Origin of the sequence: Streptomyces sp. NBC_00076 (assembly GCF_045041235.1) — a bacterium.
GTDB lineage: Bacteria > Actinomycetota > Actinomycetes > Streptomycetales > Streptomycetaceae > Streptomyces.
In genome coordinates this window covers 10,757,623-10,774,087 of record NZ_CP108242.1, presented here as the reverse complement: position 1 = coordinate 10,774,087, position 16,465 = coordinate 10,757,623, and the positions used below count along the sequence as shown (strand labels likewise).

The following is a 16,465-nucleotide window of genomic DNA, read 5'->3' as shown; positions in this document are numbered from 1 at the left end:
GGATGGCACTGGACAATCTACGTGTCTGTTACAGCCCGGTCGCCTCCTGCTGAGCTTTCCGAACTGCGGGTGCCGGTCCGGCTCCAAGCGGGTTGTCCCGGGACGTCGATGACACTCTCTACTTTACAGCTTGGCGTGCGATGACGGCTTCGCCAGAAAGGCCAGACCAACAGTGTCACACTTTGTGTGGCAGACCGGTCCTGGTTGGGAAACCGACCCGATTCGCTGCTACTGCATCAGCCCGCAGCTGCCCGATAGCCGCAGCAACCTCGACCGCACCGCCGACACGGTGCTCGCGGTCATCCCCGTCCGTCAAGCCAGTCGTGGTAGTGCGTACGCGCGATGTACGCATCAGCGCGGGGAAGAAGGTCGCCGCGCCGCAGACCGGCGCCGAAGTAGAGACTGCGGTCGTCGGTGAGGACGCGGCGGTGCTCCCCGGCAGCCGTAAGGGCGGCACGTACGAACGTATCGAGCGGGAGCCGGTCGGGGCCGGCGATCTCACGGACGCCGAGCAGGGGGTTGAACACAGCGGTGTGAGCCACGAGCACTGCAGCCTCGGCGCAGGACACCGGCCTGATCTGGGCGGGCGCCAGCCAGGTGATTCCGTGTTCTGCGGCAGAGTCGGCAATGTCGTCGGCGGACTCGAAGAGCTGGGTGCTCCGGATGATCGAATAGGGTGTTCGAGACTGCCTGATCATGGTTTCCTGGGCGTGCAGGGCCCGGAAGTAACCGCGATCCTTCAACCGTTCCACGCCCACGACAGACAGGGCGACATGGTGCCCAAGGCCAGCATCGGCCTCCGCCGCAAGAAGATTGGCGGTGGAGAGGCACAACCTCTGTGTGACGGTCTCGTCATCGATCACGAGGCCGAATGCTTCCGTGAGGGTCCCGTCAGCAATTGACGGCGGGCCCGAGAGGTCGATCACTACGGAGCAGCCCTCGAGGACCCGGGACAAGCCTTCGCCGGTGAGAACGTCGACGCCGGCTGCGGCCGAGACCACGACGGCCTCATGCCCGTGGGCTCTGACTCCGGCAGCAGTCTCGACGCCCATGGGCCCACCGTCATCGATCAAAGCGACCTTCATGGAAAAACCTTCCCTCACACAGGGGCTGCCCCGGGAAGCCGCAAGGACATCAACCACTGCGCCGTCACGGTGCGGCCTTCACATCACATGGACCGGACAGCTCGCCCGTCTGTGACATACCGTCCGGGGCGACATCCGCAACGACTCCCCCGGGTACGCGACAGGGCCCCCACCTCTTCATGGGCCAGCGCGGAACCGGCAGAACCCACAACAGTCGCTGGTGCCGGGCAAGTACGCCCAAGCCCTATCGCCTTGGCCGGGCGTGGCGCGCGTGCGCTCATTCGCCCCAAGGGGCCGTGCATGAACGCCGGTCCGGCCGGCCCGAGGGCGACCGGATACAGCGCGTGAGACGGCAGCCTGGTCAGGGAGGGGAAGCGTGACCGACACCAGCAACACCCGATCCGCCGACAGCGAAGCGCAGGCTCCGCGGCAGAGCCGACTGCACCGCCTATGCGCTAACTCCCCCTGATCGCCCCGTCCTCGCGGGTCAGCGACGCGTGACGCCTGTACCACCGGCAGACGAAGAAGCTGCTGGGATCATCCGCTACAGCATCCCCTCCAGAGGCAGCACCAAGGACCTCCCGCTACGGTCACCTACACCTTGTGAAACTTCCACAAGACGACGGACCTAGCACCAAGTCTCCGTATCCGCTCCCTCAGTCAGGAAGCCCGTCAGGTCGGAGGGGTGCGCTGCTACCTGCGGAAGAGCGCGGCACGGGGGATGCCCGCCATCCGGTCCAGCGTGGCCAGGAAGTGGCCGGCCATGATGGTCAGGAGCGAGGTGCCCGCAGCCGGGTCGGTGGACCAGGCCAACTCCGGCGGGATACGGGGGCCGCCCAGCGGGTCGCCTGCGGCGACCAGTACGGCCGATTCGAGCCGGCCGATCGCGCCTCCGGCGATCAGGTCGGCCACGTACCGGGCGTCCGGGGATTGATATCCCTGCAGGTTCACGGCGTGGACGACGCCGGCGGCGGCCGCCCGGGCGAGGTCGTCCGCTTCGGCGGCGTCCACGCCCAACGGCCACTCGGAGAGCACGTGCTTGCCCGCTTCCAGTGCGGCCCTGATCACCTTCGCGTGCTCGGACGCCTTGACCGACACCACGACCAGGTCCACGTCGGGGTGAGCGGCGAGCGTCCCGGCGTCGTCGAAGGCGAGCGGTACGCCGTGAGCCGCCGCCTTGTCGGCGCTGGCCTGGCTGGTCGTCGCGACCGCGGTCACCTCGAACCCGGCAAGTGCGGCGAGTGCTGGCAGATGCGACGCGCCGGCCCAGCCGCTGGCTCCGACGATCCCAACTCTGATCATGCACCCTCCCTGGTTGCATACCGATCGATACAAAACTAGAGAAGCGGGAGCAGGAGTTCAAGAGGTAACGTACCGATAGGTAAAAAACTTGAGGAGGTACGGCATGCCAGGCGGTCGCCCGCGCGCCTTCGACCCGGGGGCTGCCCTCGATCGGGCGCTTGAGGTCTTCTGGCGGCAGGGCTACGAGGGGGCGTCCCTGTCGGACCTGACCACGGCCATGGACATCAACAGGCCCAGCCTGTACGCGACTTTCGGCAACAAGGAGCAGCTGTTCCGCAAGGTACTCGACCGCTACTTCACCAGCCCTGGAGCCTACGCCGCCGAGGCCTTGGAGGCGCCCACCGCGCGGGAGGTCGTCGAGCGCCTGGTCCTCGGGGCCGTCGAGTTGACCACCGGCCCGCACAGGCCCCACGGGTGTCTGACCGTGAACAGCGTCCACGCCTGCAGTCCGGACTCCGAACCGATCCGCCAAGAGGTGATCGCGCGACGGATGGCCGGCGAGGCCGCACTCCGTCGGCGATTCGAGCAGGCAGGCGACCTGCCGCCAGGCTGTGATCCGGGCGTCCTCGCCCAGCTGGTGCACACCGTCACTGACGGCATCGCCGTGCAGGCGGCGAGCGGCCATACCCGCGACCAGTTGCACCAAGTGGCCGACCTGGCACTGCGCACGCTGTTTCAGCTGCCGAGATGATCGGGATTCATCGCTTACTGGTTGGCTCGCGTATTCAACTGTCGTGGGTTCTCCGAGGAGTCCAGCCCGCCGGAGACCGGGTGTGATCGCCAGCGGCGTACCGGCTCCAGGTCCCGCCGGTCTCTCGGAGGAGGCGGCTGGTGGTCTTGTCGTGGTAGCCGAGGGCGTCCGCGACGACGGGGGCGGGCAGTTCGAGGAGTTGTTGTCGGATGGCGGCGCCGCGGGCAGCTGAGACTGGGACGCCGATCTCGCCCAGGAGTGCGGAGAGGTGGTCGGGGCGCGCTGGCTAGCCGGCCCCGGCGGCCGGGGAAGAGCCAGCGGGATGCCTGGTTGGTGGCGGTGTTCATGTTGTCGCGGTCCGCGATGTATGCCAGCAGCAGGGTTGCGACTGGTGCGGGGACGGGTGAGGCGGGCTCCCCGAGCCGTAGAAGCGTGGTCTCTCCGTCGTGGAGCACGTCGTCGACCGTCAACTGGACGATTCGGGTGAAGGGTTGCGCATAGAGGAGGACGATGACGCCGGCGACGCGGAGGCGCATCGGTGTGTCTGCGTCGGTCAGTAGTCGGCCGAGTGTGTCCAGGCGTTCGTCCTCGCTCAGGGCGGGTCGCCGGGAGACTCTCTGCACGGGGATGGAGAGGGCGCGTGGGCATCGGCGGCTCTGCATGGCCCAGTTGAGGAAGGCCCTCAGGCAGGTGCGGCCGTGTTCGGTGTTCTCGGCGAACCAGGCGTCGATGTCGAGCTGGTCGCAGGACGCGAGGGTGCTGTTCCGGGTGCTGAGCCACTGCAGGAAGGCCGTCGCGTACGTGATCTGTTCGGCTGCGAAGCGGCGGACGCTCGGTGTGATCCGGCTTCGATCGGCCCGTTCCCGTAGTCGGGGAAGGACGTGCCACGTCGCGAAGAGCTTGATCGTCTTGACGTGCTCGGGATCGGCAATGCCGGCCAGGTGACCGGGCAGCCATCGCTGGAAGGAGCAGATGTACTTGTCGACGGCGGGCAGGACTCCGCTGGCCATCAGGAGTTCTTCCAGATGAGCCGCTGCCCGCCAGGGCTGGAGTTCGTGGAAGGCGCCGTGGGTCAGGGGCACCTGTCCGCGGCCGAGCCGCCGCAGCATCTGGGAGGCGTTTGCCGGTTGGTTTCGGCGCATCTCCAGCCAGGCGAGGCCGCTCCTGGGCTTGTCCATCGCCACCAGCAGGTTGAACAGGGGCGTCAGCGCGGGCCGGATGCGGCCGGTGCCGTCGTCCAGGAGGGTGGTCAGCCGGTCGGCGAGCGTGCACCGCTCGCAGAGCCGTCCGCCCAGCAGTTTGCCCTCGAAGCCGCAGCGCAAGCAGTCGAAGGTCTGGGAGAAGCCAGCGCAGGTCGTACAGATCGCGGAGCCGTCGACGGGGTGGCGCCCGGGGAGGGCGCGGTCCTCGGCGCATCCTGGGCAGCTTCCTCGCGTTCGCACCGCGCGGTCCGAGCAGGTCCGGCAGACGTATCCGTCCGGCCAGGTGCCGGCCTTGTGTCTGCACTGGCCGCAGCGGCAGCACTCGGCCATGTACCAGCGTTCGTACTGCTCGTCGGTGGCGTATGGGCGGCTCATGCGTCGGGCAGGATGCGAGCCGGGCGGGGCCGGAGCTTCGCGACGTTCGCGGGCGGGGTGGCCAGGTCGCCAGTGGCGGTCTTGCGGACGCCTGCGTTCTCGGCTGTGGTGGTCACCAGGTCGGCAGGGGTGCAGGAGAGGATGTCGCAGAGCGCGGACAGGACCTGCAGCGACAGCCGCTCCGGGGTTCCGGAGACCAGACGGTGGACCTGGGAGGCGGACAGGTCGATGCCGCGTTCGCGCAGCAGCGGGACCAACTCGGTCGCGGTGAAGATGCGATGCTGGGCCATCGCCTCACGCAGCCGCCAGGTGTAACCGACCTTGCGCTTCATACCTGCTTCCCGTTCTGGGCCTGGAGGGCGGCGGCAACGGTGGCGTCCAGGTGCCGGCGCAGGGTGCGGGTGCGGAAGTCCGAGGAGACGCAGGTGTAGATGGACGTGGTGCTGGCGTGCTCGTGACCGACCTGTTCCTGGACGAAGCGGGTCCCAGCCGTCTTCGATGAGGTGGGTGACGTAGGACCTTCGGAAGGAGTGGTAGTCCAGCCCGTCGTCCAGGCCCAGGGCCTTGCGGTAGGTGATGAAGCGGGAGTTGATGCGCTGGCAGCCGATCCGCACCCCGCGCTCGGAGGGCCAGGCTGCCGGGTTGCCGTCGGTGCCCAGCAGCGGGCGGACCTCGGTGAACCACTCGTCCAGGACGTCGGGGGTCCAGCCGAACACGGTCAGCACGCCGCGGCGCTTGGGCGGGGAGCCCTTCTTGGCCTTGCCGAACCGGACCTGGCAGCGGCCGAACTCGCCGTACTCGGCGCCGTGCGGGTTGCGGCCGAAGTCGGCGGCGTCGAGCATCCGCGTCTCGTTGCGCCGGAGCCCGCACGGGCCCCGGCCGAGGTGGCCCGCCAAACGGTTTCCTGCGCCGGCTCCGTGGCCGGATGCCGCACAGCCGGAACACCATGTGGAGCTACACGACGTGCCGCCGTCGCTTAGCCCTCGTTGGTCAGACGCGTGGGCCGAGGAACAGGCCACCGCTCGCGTCGATGATCTGACCAGTGACCCAGCGGGCGGCGTGGGAGGCGAGGAAGGCGACCACATCGGCTACGTCGTCGGGCCCGCCCAGCCGGTTGAGTGCCGTCATACCGGATATCTGTTCGGTGAGGCCCGGCGTGTCGAAGACAGCTCCGTTGGTCGCCGTCCTGGTGGCCCCAGGAGCGACCGCGTTCACCGTGATCCTTCGGGGTCCGAGTTGGACGGCGATGGTTTTGGTCATCGTCTCGATCGCGCCCTTCGTCATGGCGAAGGATGTCTGGGCCGAGTTGGCCATCCGGGTCGCCACCGACGAGACCGAGACGATCCGGGCGCCCTCGCTCAACAGAGGCAGCGCCCGCTCGATGATGAAGTATGGCGCTCGCACGTTCACCGCGAACAACTGGTCGAACTCTGCCCGGGTCGTCACGCCGAGCGGGCCAGCCGGTGCGGCCGCCGCGTTGTTGACCAGGATGTCGAGCGGCCGACCGGCCAAGCCGGCCTCCACGCCGGCGAAAAGTGTCTCGACGTCGCCGTCCACGCCCAGTTCGGCTCGGACGGAGAAGCCGGTCCCACCGGCGCGTTCCATCGCGTCGACCGTCGCAGCCGCCCCGCTCTCATCCGTGCCGAAGTGCACGATGACCGTGGCCCCTTCGGCCGCAAGCCGAACGGCGATTGTCTGCCCGATGCCGCGCGACGCACCCGTCACCAAAGCCGTTCTGTCCGTCAGATCGCCCATGTCTTCACTCCATCTAAGTGTTAGTCACTAACATGATGATAGTGTCTAACACATGAGTGAGCGGCAACCAACCCTGCGGGAACGACGGCGATCCGAGACGCGGCGCCTGGTCCAAACGCACGCGGTGCGGCTGTTCACCGACCACGGCTACGACGCGGTGACGGTGGCCGACGTCGCCGCGGCCGCCGGCGTCTCGGCAATGACCGTGTACCGGCACTTTCCCACCAAGGAGGACCTCGTCCTCATTGACCAGCCCGCCCAACTCATCGCCGAGCAGGTCGCCGCGTCGCCCGCGACGCAACCCCTGGTGCGCCGCGTCGGCGGCGCGCTCATCGACGCGGCCACGGCCTTGACCGGCGACAACGGGGACGAACCGGGGACGAACGAGCGGTTCCTGCTGGACTGCCTCCGGCTCATGGTCTCGACGCCTGCGCTGCGGGCCCGGCACCTGGACAGCCAGTACGCGCTGCAACAGGCCATCGTCGACGCCCTCGGGGATGACGCGACCGATCTCGACGCCGCGTTCCGCGCCAAGGCGGCGACCAGCGCCTGCATGGCCGCGATGCACACGGCGCTGACGCGTTGGACCGAAGACGACGGACACACCAAGCTGCCCGACCTGATCACACGGGCGCTCGCCGCGTCCTTCGGTGATGACGCCGTCGCCACCTACCGGAAGGACTGAGGCGGCCCACGCCCGCCCCTGGGACAGACCCGAATCGGCCGACGCCCTCGTTGACGGGGCTGCAGCCACCGAGCGATACGGACCCGGCGCTGTCTCCTGCCTTGACCATCGAACACGGCGCGGTTTCGGTGCCTCCCGAAGTGCTGAACAATCGCCGTCGACACTCGGGTTCTGGCTCAGGTTTTGTGGCGGGTGACGCTCTGTCATTGCTCGACATCGAACATCGGGATGGACAGTGATGGCGGAGCAAGGAGTGTGCGAAGGCGGTTGAGGTCGGCTCGCCACTGCTTCCAGTCTTCCGGATCGACCCAGTTCGAGGCCGGTCCAGCCTCGTCGCTGATGATGCGAGCGAGGGCGTTGTCCGCGAGCGTCCGGAGATCGTCAGGGAAGGCGGGCATGGGTTCTCCAGGGCCGTAAGGTGTGTTGATTGGGCCGCCGCCAGGGCATTGCGCCGCAATCAGTGCGGCTGCCGCCACTGCTTCTTCTCCTTCGGTGAGCCAGCCGGTGGCGTCGACGGTGCGCGTGAGGACGCCACGGATCAGTGGTTCGCGTTTCTCGGGTTTGGCGTCGTCGAGAGCGTTGGCGAAGTCCGCGGCCGTGTCGTTGTCGAAGGGGCCAGTGTCCCAGGTGCCCATGTTGATCTCCTCGTGTAGTTGCGCCGGGATCTTCGCATCAGCCGCTGACATTGCGATCACTGTGCGAGCAGTACGCGCTTCCGCAGAAGGGCGAAGCCAGCACGCCCGAACATCTGACGCTTGAGCATCTTGATCCGGTTGACATGCCCCTCGACCGCGCCCGAGCTCCAAGGCAGGGTGAGTCCAGCGGTGACGGCGTTGAGGTCGCGGTCGATGCCGGCGGCGAGGGTGTGGAGGCTGGGCAGGTCGTCCTGCCGGACAGCGTCGAGCCAGGCTGGCAGGTGTTCGCCCTGGCGCTGGGTGAGCATTCCCGCGAAGGAGCGGACGTGTCGGGTGAGGGCGTCGAGCTCAGGACACTGGGTGCGGACGGTCTTGAGCTGGAGTTGTTCGGGCTCGGTGAGGGTCTCCGGGCGGCTGAGGATCCATCTGGAAACCGTTCGGGGCGACGGTGGCCGGGCGGTCACCGGTCGCGGTGAGGTGCGCTTCTTGTGCAGGTAGGCACGGACGCGCTGGTAGCTGCCTTTGTAGCCGAGCGGCACGATCTCCTCCCACAGCTTCCAGGCGTTGGTGCAACCCTCGTTCCACCGGTCGTCCAGGTAGGGCTTGTAGTCATCGAGGACCGAAGGCCGGTTCTGCCACTGGCCGGTGAACAGTTCCTCCGGGACCGCGGCCTCGGCGAGTTGCTTGACGGTCCGCCAGGTCATGCCGAGCTGACGCTGGATCGAGCGGCGACTGTGCCCGGCCTCCAGCAGTGCGTGGACAGCGGCGTGCCGGGCCCTGGTGCGGTCGGCGAACCGGTGGCCGGTCGGCCAGGGTGAGCCGGGCGGCTCCTCTTCTGGGGCGGGTTCCGGCTCGGGTTCGGGGGCGGCGGGGACCAGAGCTCGCAGGCAGCGACGGTGCTGGGCGACGGCCCGTTCGGCGGCTTCGCTCAGGTTGTGCCAGAGGTGCCACCGGTCCGCGACCTGGACAGCCTGCGGGGCGCCGACGGAGGCGCCTTCGGCGAAGAAGGGCGCTCGATCTCGGCAGATGACCTCAACGCCTGGCCGTTCGGCCAGCCAGGCCGCCAGGCTGGATGCCTCCCGGTCCGGCAGCAGGTCGATGGGGCGGCGCGTTTCGATGTCGACCAGGACGGTGCCATAGTGGCGGCCCTTGCGGGTGGCGTACTCGTCGACGCCGACCACACGCGGGGCGGCCACCTCGGGCTCGGGAAGAGCGTCAACCAGCCGAAGCACCGTGCTACGGCTGACGGACACCCCGAGAACGCGGGCGATGCGGGCCCCGGCCCGGCCCGCGAGGGCCAGACCGACCGAGGCCAGGGTGGAGCGCAGCCGTTCGGTCCGCTGGCCGTGTCGGCGTGTCAGGCCGGGTATCTGCTCGACGAAGGTACGGCGTGTGCAGCCCAAATTCCCGCAGGCGAACCGACGGACCCTCAGCTGGAGGACAACGCTTCGGCCACCGCTCGGAACATCAGCGGGAAACCGCAGGTAGGAACCATGAACACGGTTCGACCAGACTCCGCAGACCGGGCACACGGCGCCATCCGCGATGCATTGCGCATCAACGCGCACTTTCTTGATACTCACGTCCACCGACAGCACCGCGACGTCCGCGATCGACGGGAACAACAACTCCTTCAGCCGGAGTGCGACCTCTTCCACGGTCCCGAACTGTCGGCCCGACTGCCCTGTCCACGGACCAGTTTCGGGCGACTTCGCGTACGACTCGAAGAGGCTCGACTGCTACTCAGCGTGGCCGCGTCACAGAAGTTGAGCCAGAACCGACACTCGGGTTCTGGCTCAACTTCCGTGCAGCGGCCACTCTGTGTAGTTGCTGCGGCTGCTCGGCCGTAATTGCCAGGCGGTCGTGGTCACGGGTCTCGTACGGTGCCGAGATGTTGACTGTACGAGCTATGACGGAAGTCGATGTCCCGGCTGTATCAGCGATACGAGTGATCGGCTGGCAGACCGCGTACGCAGGGATCGTGCCCGCGTCCTACCTCGATGGAATGACGGTTGAGGCCGATGTTCAGCAGCGTCGTCGGCACTTCGAAAGGTCGAAGGAGGGCACGACCAACCTGGTAGCGGTCGACGCTCATGGACGAGTCGTAGGTTGGGCATGCTTCGGACGCTTTCGCGGTAATCAAGCGAGTTTGGCTATGGGTGAGCTCTACGCCGTGTACGTTCAGCCCTCACTCATTGGGGCTGGAATCGGTCGGATGCTCCTCGAAGCTGTGCACGCTCACGCTCGTGCGGATGGTTTCAGCCTGATGTTGTTGTGGGTCCTGACCGACAACACTCGGGCACGTCGCTTCTATGAGCGAGCGGGCTATATCGCTGACGGGGCTGTACAGGCTGACGACTACGAGCGCGCGCAGATAGGCGGCGTGGAAAGCCTCGGCATCAAGGTGGGCGCAGGCCCGAGTGAATATTGAGTTGCGACGCTCTGTGACCGTTGGCGAGACCTGTGCGTATCCTTCGTTTCAGGTCGCCTGCGTGGCCAGCCTGCGCAGGGCCCGCACGGCAGGTGATCCTGGGTCGGCCGTCATCAGGACAACCTCCTGGTCATCCTCGGGCACGAGCAGGACGTCGCAGTTCAACCGCAGCGCACCGGCCTCCGGATGGTTCAGGGTCTTGGTGCGATGCCCGGGAGCGTGGACCGGACGTGTCTCCCAGATCTGCCGGAACTCCTCACTGCCGGCGTGCAGTTCGGCCAGCAGCGCGGCCAGGTGCGGGTCATGCGGGTAGCGGTCCGCGGCCCGGCGCAGTCGCGCCACCACGATGTGCCCGAATTCCTCGGCGCTGGAGCTCTCGCACGTCCGCCCCTGGCCCAGGAAGCGGCGTCGGGCCAGGTTCGTCGTCCCGCCTCCAAGGTCGGTGCCGAGCAGTGCCCGGGCCAGGGGGTTCCAGGCGACGACGTCGTACGCCGCGTCAGTGACGACGGCACCGGTCTCCGGCAGCCGCTCCAGCATCCGGGCCACGTGCGGGCGCACCCGCCGCACGGCGCTGATGCCAGGCGGCGCGCTCGAACCCGCCAGGCGGAACAGATGGCTGCGCTCGGCCGGCGTGAGCCGCAGCGCGCGGGCCAGCGCGTCCAGGATCCGGGCCGATGGCCGCGGCCCCCGGGCCTGCTCCAGCCGCGTGTAGTAGTCGACCGACATGTGGGCGAGCTCCGCCACCTCTTCGCGGCGCAGACCCGGTGTGCGGCGGTCGGTGCCCGTCGCGGCCAGGCCGATCTCGTGCGGACGCAGGGCCGCCCGGCGGTCCCGCAGGTAGTGGGCCAGCTCCTGCCGCGCCATGTCGCCTCCTCCCACTGCCTGGTACAGGCTGTCCCTGGCAGGGCACCCGCGACCAGGGAAGTGTGGCTGCCATGAACGAACGCACAGCTCTGGTCACTGGTGCCAACAAGGGCATCGGCAAGCATATCGCCCGGCTGCTCGCCGCCGAGGGCCTCACCGTGTACGTGGGCTCCCGTGACCCCGGGCGCGGGCAGCGGGCCGTCGAGGAGATCGGAGCCGGGGCCCGTCTGCTGGTCCTCGACGTGACAGATCCCGACGGCGTCGCACAGGCCGCGGCTCAGATGGACCGCTTGGACGTGCTGGTCAACAACGCCGGCATCTCGCCGTCACTCGCCCCGCCGACCCACACCGGCGTCGAGGAGTACCGGCGCACATACGAGACCAATGTGTTCGGGGTAGTGGCGGTGACCAATGCTTTCCTGCCCGCCCTGCGCCGGTCCCCGCGCCCGCGCATAGTCAACATCTCCAGTGGCACCGCGTCGCTGACCTGGAGCACCACCCCCAACCCCCAGTTCACCCCGGGAAGCGGCGGCGGCGCCTACCGGTCGTCCAAGGCCGCCCTCAACGCCCTCACCGTCCTCTACGCCCAGACGCTGGCCGAGGACGGCTTCAAGGTCAACGCGCTCGCCCCCGGCTTGCGGGCCACTGATCTCAACCCCCGGGCCGCCGCTGCCGGCGGCGACCCGGCCGAGGCCGCGCAGGGTGCCCTCCGCCTGGCCCTGCTGCCGGACGACGGCCCCACCGGTGGCTTCTTCTCGTGGGACGGAACGCCCGTGCCCTGGTGATCAGTCATGGGCGGCGTCGAGGACGGGTGTCCCAGCGGTGTGTGGTCCATGCCTGCCGGATCAGACTGCGCACGGTGATGATCGTGTCGGCGAGGTCGAAGAAGGCGTCGATGACGGTGGTGCGCCGCTCGTAGCAGCGGGCGAGCCGGTAGAAGGCGTTCTGCCAGGCGTGGGTGCGTTCGACATGCCAACGCCGACTGGCCTGGATGGGCGCCTTCTCCCCCTTGTGCGCGATGCGTCCGTGCAGGCCGCGTTCGTTGAGCAGTGCGCGGGTCCTGTCCGAGTCGTAGCCGGCGTCCAGGTGCACGGTGATGTTGTCGGGTAACGGCCCCAGGTCGTTCAGACGATCCAGGGTCGGGGCGAGCAACGGGGAGTCGTGGCGGTTGGCACCGGCCAGGACACGACCCAGTGGAATGCCGTACCCGTCCGTCATGCCCGAGCGTTTCAGGCCCTGTTTGCCGCGGTCGACCGGTGAGCGACCGGCCACCTCGCCGCCTCCGGGCGCCTTGGTGATGGATCCGTCCACGGCGATCTGATCGAGGACGAGGCCGACGATCCGGTCGTAGGAGTCCAGCGCGATCTGCTTGATCTGGGCGAACACGCCGAGTTGTATCCACTCATCGCGGCGGCTGCGGATCGTGGTGGCCGAGCAGGTCGTGTCGGCGATCGCCTCGTAGGAGCAGCCGAAGCGCAGCAGCTGCAGCATCTTGTCGAAGATGCTCCGGTCACTGATGCGCCGGCGGTGACAGCCGAGTGGATGGTCCGGATGGAACTCCGGCCGCTCGGGCAGCAGAGCTACGAATTGGTCCCAGAGCGGTTCGGTGAGCCATGATGGCAACGCGGGCACAGGTCTCCTCAGTGGTCACAGAGCGTCGCAACTCCATGATCACCGGGACCTGTGCCCGTTCTGTTGCCGGGGTCCCCAACCGCACCTATCCGCGCGACCTCTACGACGGAGTGTCCGTAACCGAAGTTCGTTACCGGCGAACCCTGTCGGAGGGTAGTGAGTGAGCTTGCCGGAAGATCAGGCGAGGAGAACCCGTTTCCGCAGGAGAGGGAAGCCCGCACGGCCGAACATCTGCCGTTTGAGCATCTTGATCCGATTGACATGGCCTTCGACGACGCCCGAGTTCCAGGGCAGGTTGAGTCCGGCGATGACGGCGTCGCGGTCGCGGTCGATGCCGGCGGCGAGTGTGTGGAGGCTCGGCAGGTCGTCCTGACGCACGGCATCGAGCCAGTCCGGCAAGCGCTCGCCCTGGCGGCCAGTGACCATGGTCGCGAATGAACGGACGTGCCGGGTCAGAGCGTCGAGTTCGGGGCAGTGAGCCCGGACAGCCTTGAGTTGGAGCTGCTCGGATTCGGTGAGGGATTCTGGGTGCCGAAGGATCCATCCGGCGACGGCTCGGGGCGAGGGCGGCCGGGCGGTCACCGGCCGTGGTGAGGTGCGCTTGGCGTGCAGGTAAGCGCGAACGCGCTGGTAGCTGCCCTTGTAGCCGAGCGGGACGATCTCCTCCCACAGCTTCCACGCGTTCGTGCAGCCCTCGTTCCAGCGATCGTCCAGGTAGGGCTTGTAGTCATCGAGGATCGAGGGCCGGTTCTGCCACTGGCCGGTGAACAGTTCCTCTGGCGTCGCGACGTCAGCGAACTGCCTGACGGTTCGCCAGCTCATCCCGAGCTGACGCTGGACCGAGCGCCGACTGTGTCCTGCCTTCAGCAGGGCGTGGACGGCAGCGTGCCGGTCCCGGGTCCGGTCGGCGAACCGGTGCCCTCGTGGCCAAGGTGACGCGGACGGTTCCGCCGCCGGGGCGGCCTCGAGCTCGGGTTGGGGCGCTGCTGGCGTCAGGACCCGCAGGCAGCGGCGGTGCTGGGCGACGCTCTGCTCGGCGGCCTCGCTCAGGTTGTGCCAGAGATGCCACCTGTCCGCGACCTGGACCGCCTGCGGCGCTCCGGCTGCGGCGCTCCGGCTGCGGCGCCTTCTGCGAAGAACGGCGCTCGGTCCCGGCAGATGACCTCGATGCCGGGTCGCTGGGCGAGCCAGGCTGCCAGGCTGGATGCCTCCCGGTCCGGGAGCAGGTCGATCGGGCGGCGGGTTTCGACGTCCACCAGGACGGTGCCGTAGTGGCGGCCTTTGCGGGTGGCGTACTCGTCGACGCCGACCACTCGCGGTGCGGGCACCTCCGGTTCGGGCAGAGCGTCGACCAGGCGCAGGACCGTGCTACGGCTGACGGACACACCGAGGAGAGCAGTCAGCCGAGCGCCGGCCCGGCCGGCCAGGGCGAGGCCGACTGCGGCCAGGGCCGACCGCAGTCGTTCGGTGCGTTGGCTATACCTGCGGGTCAGGCCTGGTATCTGCTCCACGAAGGTCCGACGTGGGCACATGGCCTTCTGGCACCGGAACCGCCGAACCCGTAACTGGCGTACGACGCGTCGTCCCGCGCTCGGTACATCGGCAGGAAAGCGCAGGTAGGAGCTGTGAACCCGGGTCGACCAGACCCCGCACCCGGGACAGACGGCCCCGGCCGTGGTGCCTTGCGCGTCAATCCGCACTATCTCGATATTCACGTCCACCGACAGCACCACGACGTCCGCGATCGACGGGAACAACAACTCCTTCAGCCGGAGCACGACCTCTTCCACGACCCCGAACTTTCAGCCCAACCGCCCTGACCATGGCTCATTTTCGGGCGACTTTGGGTGCCGTCCGAAGACGCTCAGCCATCACTCACAGTGGCCGCTGCACGGAAGCTGTGCCAGAACCGACACTCGTGAACAAAGCCACCTCACCCCAAGTGGCGTGCCTGCATGCCTCGGCGCGCAGCTCCCAAAAAAGCCCGGGCGCTGGCCGCGGTGATGCTCGGGGGCCGGGTCACGGACCTCGACCTGCCCGAGCACGAGCATCTGCCCAATGTGCTGAGTGCCCGGCGGTACCGGTCCGCGCGCATGTGACGGCCGGAACCATTTGGCATGCCGGACAGGACCGGTACTGCCGTCGGCGCGGGGTCGCGGCGCCTGGTCATACGTCGTCATGGCTGGTCCTGCAACGAGCGCTGTACCGCAGGACTTCAGCTCAGCGGTGGGCGGTGCCGGTGCTGGGTGTGTCGGACAGGGCGATGCGGGCCGTGATGCGCTTGCCGACCGGTTCCTGGTCGGTGAAGAGGTCCTTGGTGAGGGCCTTGACGATCTCCAGGCCGTGCTGGCCGATCCTGCTCGGGTCGGCCGCCCGGGCAGCGGGCACGGTGGGATTGCTGTCCCACACGACGACGTCGACGCTGTGGGCGTTGATGCGCAGTTCCATCAGGACAGGGCCAGGGGCGTACTTGAGGGCGTTGGTGACCAGTTCGCTGACCACGAGCTGGGTGAGGTCCCTGGCGCGTGTGGAGACGGGCAGGTGATGGTCGGCGCGGGCCTGGTCGAGGAAGGCGACGGCGTGGTGGCGGGCGTCGGCGATGCAGCCGTCGTCTCCGGTCAGGGCGTAGCCGGCGCGCATCAGGTGCTCATCGGGTGCCGTACAGCCGTCACCGCCGGCATGGGATTCCACCTGTTCGCCCTCACTCCCCCGTTTCACGCGCGCTGGTACCCGCGATCGCGTCGTGCATGCCACAGGGTGCCGTTTCGGAACTTCCGCCCGGGTGCATCCCGCCGTCACCGTGGGGCAGAATCATCCGCGCATGCCCTGACCGGGCAAGACTAAGCGCAGTCGAGGAGACGGTGACCGACAACCAGAAGGCAGACCGGCCAGACCGGCTCTTCGCCGAGCGCAAAGAGGTCCACGGCATCCGTGTCGTGACCGTGCAGGGCGAGATCGACCACACCGTCAAGGACATCCTCAGCGAAGCCCTGCTGCCCCAGAAGGGCATGGTGCCGCCACAGCGGATCGTGGTGGACCTCAGCGGCGTGACCTTCATGGACTCCAGCATCAACGTCTTGATCACCGCCTACCAGCAGGTGAGTGAGGCGCAGGGGTGGCTGCGCATCGCCGGTGCCCAGGAGTCCGTCCTGCGTGTTTTGACGCTGGTCGGCGTCGACGCCCTCATCCCTTGCCACCCCACCATCGAGCAGGCCCTGAACACCTGAGCGCTCTACTCGGGCCGGTCCCAGGTGTTCTCCCGATGCGAGCGCCGCTGCACCGCCGCGTCCAGCTCCTGGCCCACCGGCTCCGCCAGCGGCTGCCCCAGCGCCCAGGCGATCAGGGCTTCCACGACCGTGTGCAGTTTGATGTTGGTGTGCTGGGAGACCTCGCGCAGCACCTCGAACCCGGCGGCCGGCGGCAGCCGGTGGGCTGCGACGAGGATTCCGATGGCCTGGTCGACCAGCGCGTGGGAGTCGACCGCATGCCGCAGCTGGGCATTCTCCTGCTCTAGCCTGCGCGTTTCACTTGCGGCGGTGTCCGGATCTTGAGCGGAAACACGAAAGTGCCTTCTGAGCTGGGATGATGAGGCTTGTCTAGGGCTTCTGTCACCACAGCAGGAAGGCACTTTCTGCGTGGACACTACCGGGTCGCGTCCCAAGCTTGTCGTCTCGGCCGACGGGCGCGGGGTGGTCAGCCATGCCGGGTCCCGCCTGCTGGCGGACCTGGCCGACGCCACCGGCCTCACCTGCGCCTTCGCCGACGCCCTGCGCCGGTTGCGGCCGCGTGGCACCCTCCAGGGGTCTGG

General features: G+C 68.2%; 19 protein-coding genes. 6 read left to right on the top strand and 13 right to left on the bottom strand.

Annotated elements, in window-relative coordinates; translation table 11 throughout:
• Nucleotides 1-299 precede the first annotated feature (299 nt).
• Together OHA64_RS48320 and OHA64_RS48315 are read right to left on the bottom strand one after the other, a co-directional pair.
• Entirely contained in the window at nucleotides 300-1,085 is a 786-nt protein-coding gene (locus OHA64_RS48320; protein ID WP_405623732.1) for an SDR family oxidoreductase, read from the bottom strand.
• Nucleotides 1,086-1,778: 693 nt separating this feature from the next.
• Entirely contained in the window at nucleotides 1,779-2,387 is a 609-nt protein-coding gene (locus OHA64_RS48315; RefSeq protein ID WP_405623731.1) for a Gfo/Idh/MocA family protein, read from the bottom strand.
• A gap of 103 nt (nucleotides 2,388-2,490) precedes the next feature.
• Between OHA64_RS48315 and OHA64_RS48310 the strand changes: the two genes are divergently transcribed.
• Nucleotides 2,491-3,078 carry a TetR/AcrR family transcriptional regulator gene (locus tag OHA64_RS48310; protein WP_405623730.1) on the top strand — a complete coding sequence of 196 codons (588 nt, stop codon included), beginning with the start codon at nucleotides 2,491-2,493 and terminating at the stop codon, nucleotides 3,076-3,078.
• Nucleotides 3,079-3,092: 14 nt separating this feature from the next.
• Here the strand turns inward: OHA64_RS48310 and OHA64_RS48305 are convergent, their stop codons facing one another.
• The 3 genes from OHA64_RS48305 to OHA64_RS48295 all read right to left on the bottom strand — a co-directional run bounded on the left by OHA64_RS48305 (nucleotide 3,093) and on the right by OHA64_RS48295 (nucleotide 6,410).
• A complete protein-coding gene (locus tag OHA64_RS48305; protein ID WP_405623729.1) occupies nucleotides 3,093-4,655 on the bottom strand; it encodes a hypothetical protein in 1,563 nt (520 codons plus the stop codon).
• Nucleotides 4,652-5,551 carry a helix-turn-helix domain-containing protein gene (locus tag OHA64_RS48300; protein ID WP_405623728.1) on the bottom strand — a complete coding sequence of 300 codons (900 nt, stop codon included), beginning with the start codon at nucleotides 5,549-5,551 and terminating at the stop codon, nucleotides 4,652-4,654. Before OHA64_RS48300 ends, OHA64_RS48305 begins: the two co-directional genes overlap by 4 nt.
• 94 nt (nucleotides 5,552-5,645) lie before the next feature.
• Nucleotides 5,646-6,410 (bottom strand): SDR family NAD(P)-dependent oxidoreductase, encoded by a 765-nt coding sequence (locus OHA64_RS48295; protein WP_405623727.1) that lies wholly within the window; start codon nucleotides 6,408-6,410, stop codon nucleotides 5,646-5,648.
• 52 nt (nucleotides 6,411-6,462) lie between these two features.
• On the opposite strand from OHA64_RS48295, the gene OHA64_RS48290 reads away from it, so the two are divergent.
• Complete coding sequence (locus OHA64_RS48290; protein WP_405623726.1) at nucleotides 6,463-7,095, top strand: TetR family transcriptional regulator; 633 nt, start codon at nucleotides 6,463-6,465, stop codon at nucleotides 7,093-7,095.
• 203 nt (nucleotides 7,096-7,298) lie between these two features.
• Here the strand turns inward: OHA64_RS48290 and OHA64_RS48285 are convergent, their stop codons facing one another.
• Nucleotides 7,299-7,730, bottom strand: a complete 432-nt coding sequence (locus tag OHA64_RS48285) for a DUF4259 domain-containing protein (protein ID WP_405623988.1) — start codon at nucleotides 7,728-7,730, stop codon at nucleotides 7,299-7,301.
• A 56-nt stretch (nucleotides 7,731-7,786) separates the two neighbouring features.
• Complete coding sequence (locus tag OHA64_RS48280) at nucleotides 7,787-9,388, bottom strand: ISL3 family transposase (RefSeq protein WP_405613299.1); 1,602 nt, start codon at nucleotides 9,386-9,388, stop codon at nucleotides 7,787-7,789.
• Nucleotides 9,389-9,639: 251 nt separating this feature from the next.
• On the opposite strand from OHA64_RS48280, the gene OHA64_RS48275 reads away from it, so the two are divergent.
• Nucleotides 9,640-10,161, top strand: a complete 522-nt coding sequence (locus OHA64_RS48275; protein WP_405623725.1) for a GNAT family N-acetyltransferase — start codon at nucleotides 9,640-9,642, stop codon at nucleotides 10,159-10,161.
• Nucleotides 10,162-10,209: 48 nt separating this feature from the next.
• Here OHA64_RS48275 and OHA64_RS48270 read toward each other — a convergent pair whose 3' ends face one another.
• Nucleotides 10,210-11,025, bottom strand: a complete 816-nt coding sequence (locus OHA64_RS48270) for a helix-turn-helix transcriptional regulator (protein ID WP_405618304.1) — start codon at nucleotides 11,023-11,025, stop codon at nucleotides 10,210-10,212.
• 71 nt (nucleotides 11,026-11,096) lie between these two features.
• Between OHA64_RS48270 and OHA64_RS48265 the strand changes: the two genes are divergently transcribed.
• Nucleotides 11,097-11,810, top strand: a complete 714-nt coding sequence (locus OHA64_RS48265) for an SDR family oxidoreductase (RefSeq protein ID WP_405618302.1) — start codon at nucleotides 11,097-11,099, stop codon at nucleotides 11,808-11,810.
• Nucleotides 11,811-11,814: 4 nt separating this feature from the next.
• Here OHA64_RS48265 and OHA64_RS48260 read toward each other — a convergent pair whose 3' ends face one another.
• From OHA64_RS48260 to OHA64_RS48250, 3 genes are all read right to left on the bottom strand, one after another.
• Nucleotides 11,815-12,657: an IS5 family transposase gene (locus OHA64_RS48260; RefSeq protein WP_405618300.1), complete on the bottom strand. Its 843-nt coding sequence runs from the start codon at nucleotides 12,655-12,657 to the stop codon at nucleotides 11,815-11,817.
• A gap of 177 nt (nucleotides 12,658-12,834) precedes the next feature.
• Complete coding sequence (locus OHA64_RS48255; RefSeq protein WP_405623724.1) at nucleotides 12,835-13,479, bottom strand: transposase; 645 nt, start codon at nucleotides 13,477-13,479, stop codon at nucleotides 12,835-12,837.
• Between the two features lie 224 nt (nucleotides 13,480-13,703).
• The gene (locus OHA64_RS48250) at nucleotides 13,704-14,357 is read right to left on the bottom strand and encodes an ISL3 family transposase (RefSeq protein WP_405624424.1); all 654 of its coding nucleotides are present in this window, start codon (nucleotides 14,355-14,357) and stop codon (nucleotides 13,704-13,706) included.
• A gap of 255 nt (nucleotides 14,358-14,612) precedes the next feature.
• Here OHA64_RS48250 and OHA64_RS48245 point away from each other — a divergent pair, with 255 nt between their 5' ends.
• On the top strand, nucleotides 14,613-14,756 hold the full coding sequence (locus tag OHA64_RS48245; RefSeq protein WP_405623723.1) for a hypothetical protein: 144 nt from the start codon (nucleotides 14,613-14,615) through the stop codon (nucleotides 14,754-14,756).
• A gap of 121 nt (nucleotides 14,757-14,877) precedes the next feature.
• On the opposite strand, the gene OHA64_RS48240 is transcribed toward OHA64_RS48245, so the two are convergent.
• Nucleotides 14,878-15,348: an ATP-binding protein gene (locus OHA64_RS48240; RefSeq protein ID WP_405623722.1), complete on the bottom strand. Its 471-nt coding sequence runs from the start codon at nucleotides 15,346-15,348 to the stop codon at nucleotides 14,878-14,880.
• A gap of 170 nt (nucleotides 15,349-15,518) precedes the next feature.
• Between OHA64_RS48240 and OHA64_RS48235 the strand changes: the two genes are divergently transcribed.
• A complete protein-coding gene (locus OHA64_RS48235; protein ID WP_405623721.1) occupies nucleotides 15,519-15,884 on the top strand; it encodes an STAS domain-containing protein in 366 nt (121 codons plus the stop codon).
• Between the two features lie 5 nt (nucleotides 15,885-15,889).
• On the opposite strand, the gene OHA64_RS48230 is transcribed toward OHA64_RS48235, so the two are convergent.
• Nucleotides 15,890-16,300, bottom strand: coding sequence for an ANTAR domain-containing protein (locus OHA64_RS48230; protein WP_405623720.1), 411 nt, complete (start codon nucleotides 16,298-16,300; stop codon nucleotides 15,890-15,892).
• Between the last annotated feature and the right edge of the window lie 165 nt (nucleotides 16,301-16,465).

Bases quoted from the DNA above. Each gene is read 5' to 3' on its own strand.
- OHA64_RS48320 (WP_405623732.1), bottom strand. From the start codon at position 1,085: ATGAAGGTCGCTTTGATCGATGACGGTGGGCCCATGGGCGTCGAGACT.
- OHA64_RS48315 (WP_405623731.1), bottom strand. From the start codon at position 2,387: ATGATCAGAGTTGGGATCGTCGGAGCCAGCGGCTGGGCCGGCGCGTCG.
- OHA64_RS48310 (WP_405623730.1), top strand. From the start codon at position 2,491: ATGCCAGGCGGTCGCCCGCGCGCCTTCGACCCGGGGGCTGCCCTCGAT.
- OHA64_RS48305 (WP_405623729.1), bottom strand. From the start codon at position 4,655: ATGAGCCGCCCATACGCCACCGACGAGCAGTACGAACGCTGGTACATG.
- OHA64_RS48295 (WP_405623727.1), bottom strand. From the start codon at position 6,410: ATGGGCGATCTGACGGACAGAACGGCTTTGGTGACGGGTGCGTCGCGC.
- OHA64_RS48290 (WP_405623726.1), top strand. From the start codon at position 6,463: ATGAGTGAGCGGCAACCAACCCTGCGGGAACGACGGCGATCCGAGACG.
- OHA64_RS48285 (WP_405623988.1), bottom strand. From the start codon at position 7,730: ATGGGCACCTGGGACACTGGCCCCTTCGACAACGACACGGCCGCGGAC.
- OHA64_RS48275 (WP_405623725.1), top strand. From the start codon at position 9,640: ATGACGGAAGTCGATGTCCCGGCTGTATCAGCGATACGAGTGATCGGC.
- OHA64_RS48270 (WP_405618304.1), bottom strand. From the start codon at position 11,025: ATGGCGCGGCAGGAGCTGGCCCACTACCTGCGGGACCGCCGGGCGGCC.
- OHA64_RS48265 (WP_405618302.1), top strand. From the start codon at position 11,097: ATGAACGAACGCACAGCTCTGGTCACTGGTGCCAACAAGGGCATCGGC.
- OHA64_RS48255 (WP_405623724.1), bottom strand. From the start codon at position 13,479: ATGAGCTGGCGAACCGTCAGGCAGTTCGCTGACGTCGCGACGCCAGAG.
- OHA64_RS48245 (WP_405623723.1), top strand. From the start codon at position 14,613: ATGCCTCGGCGCGCAGCTCCCAAAAAAGCCCGGGCGCTGGCCGCGGTG.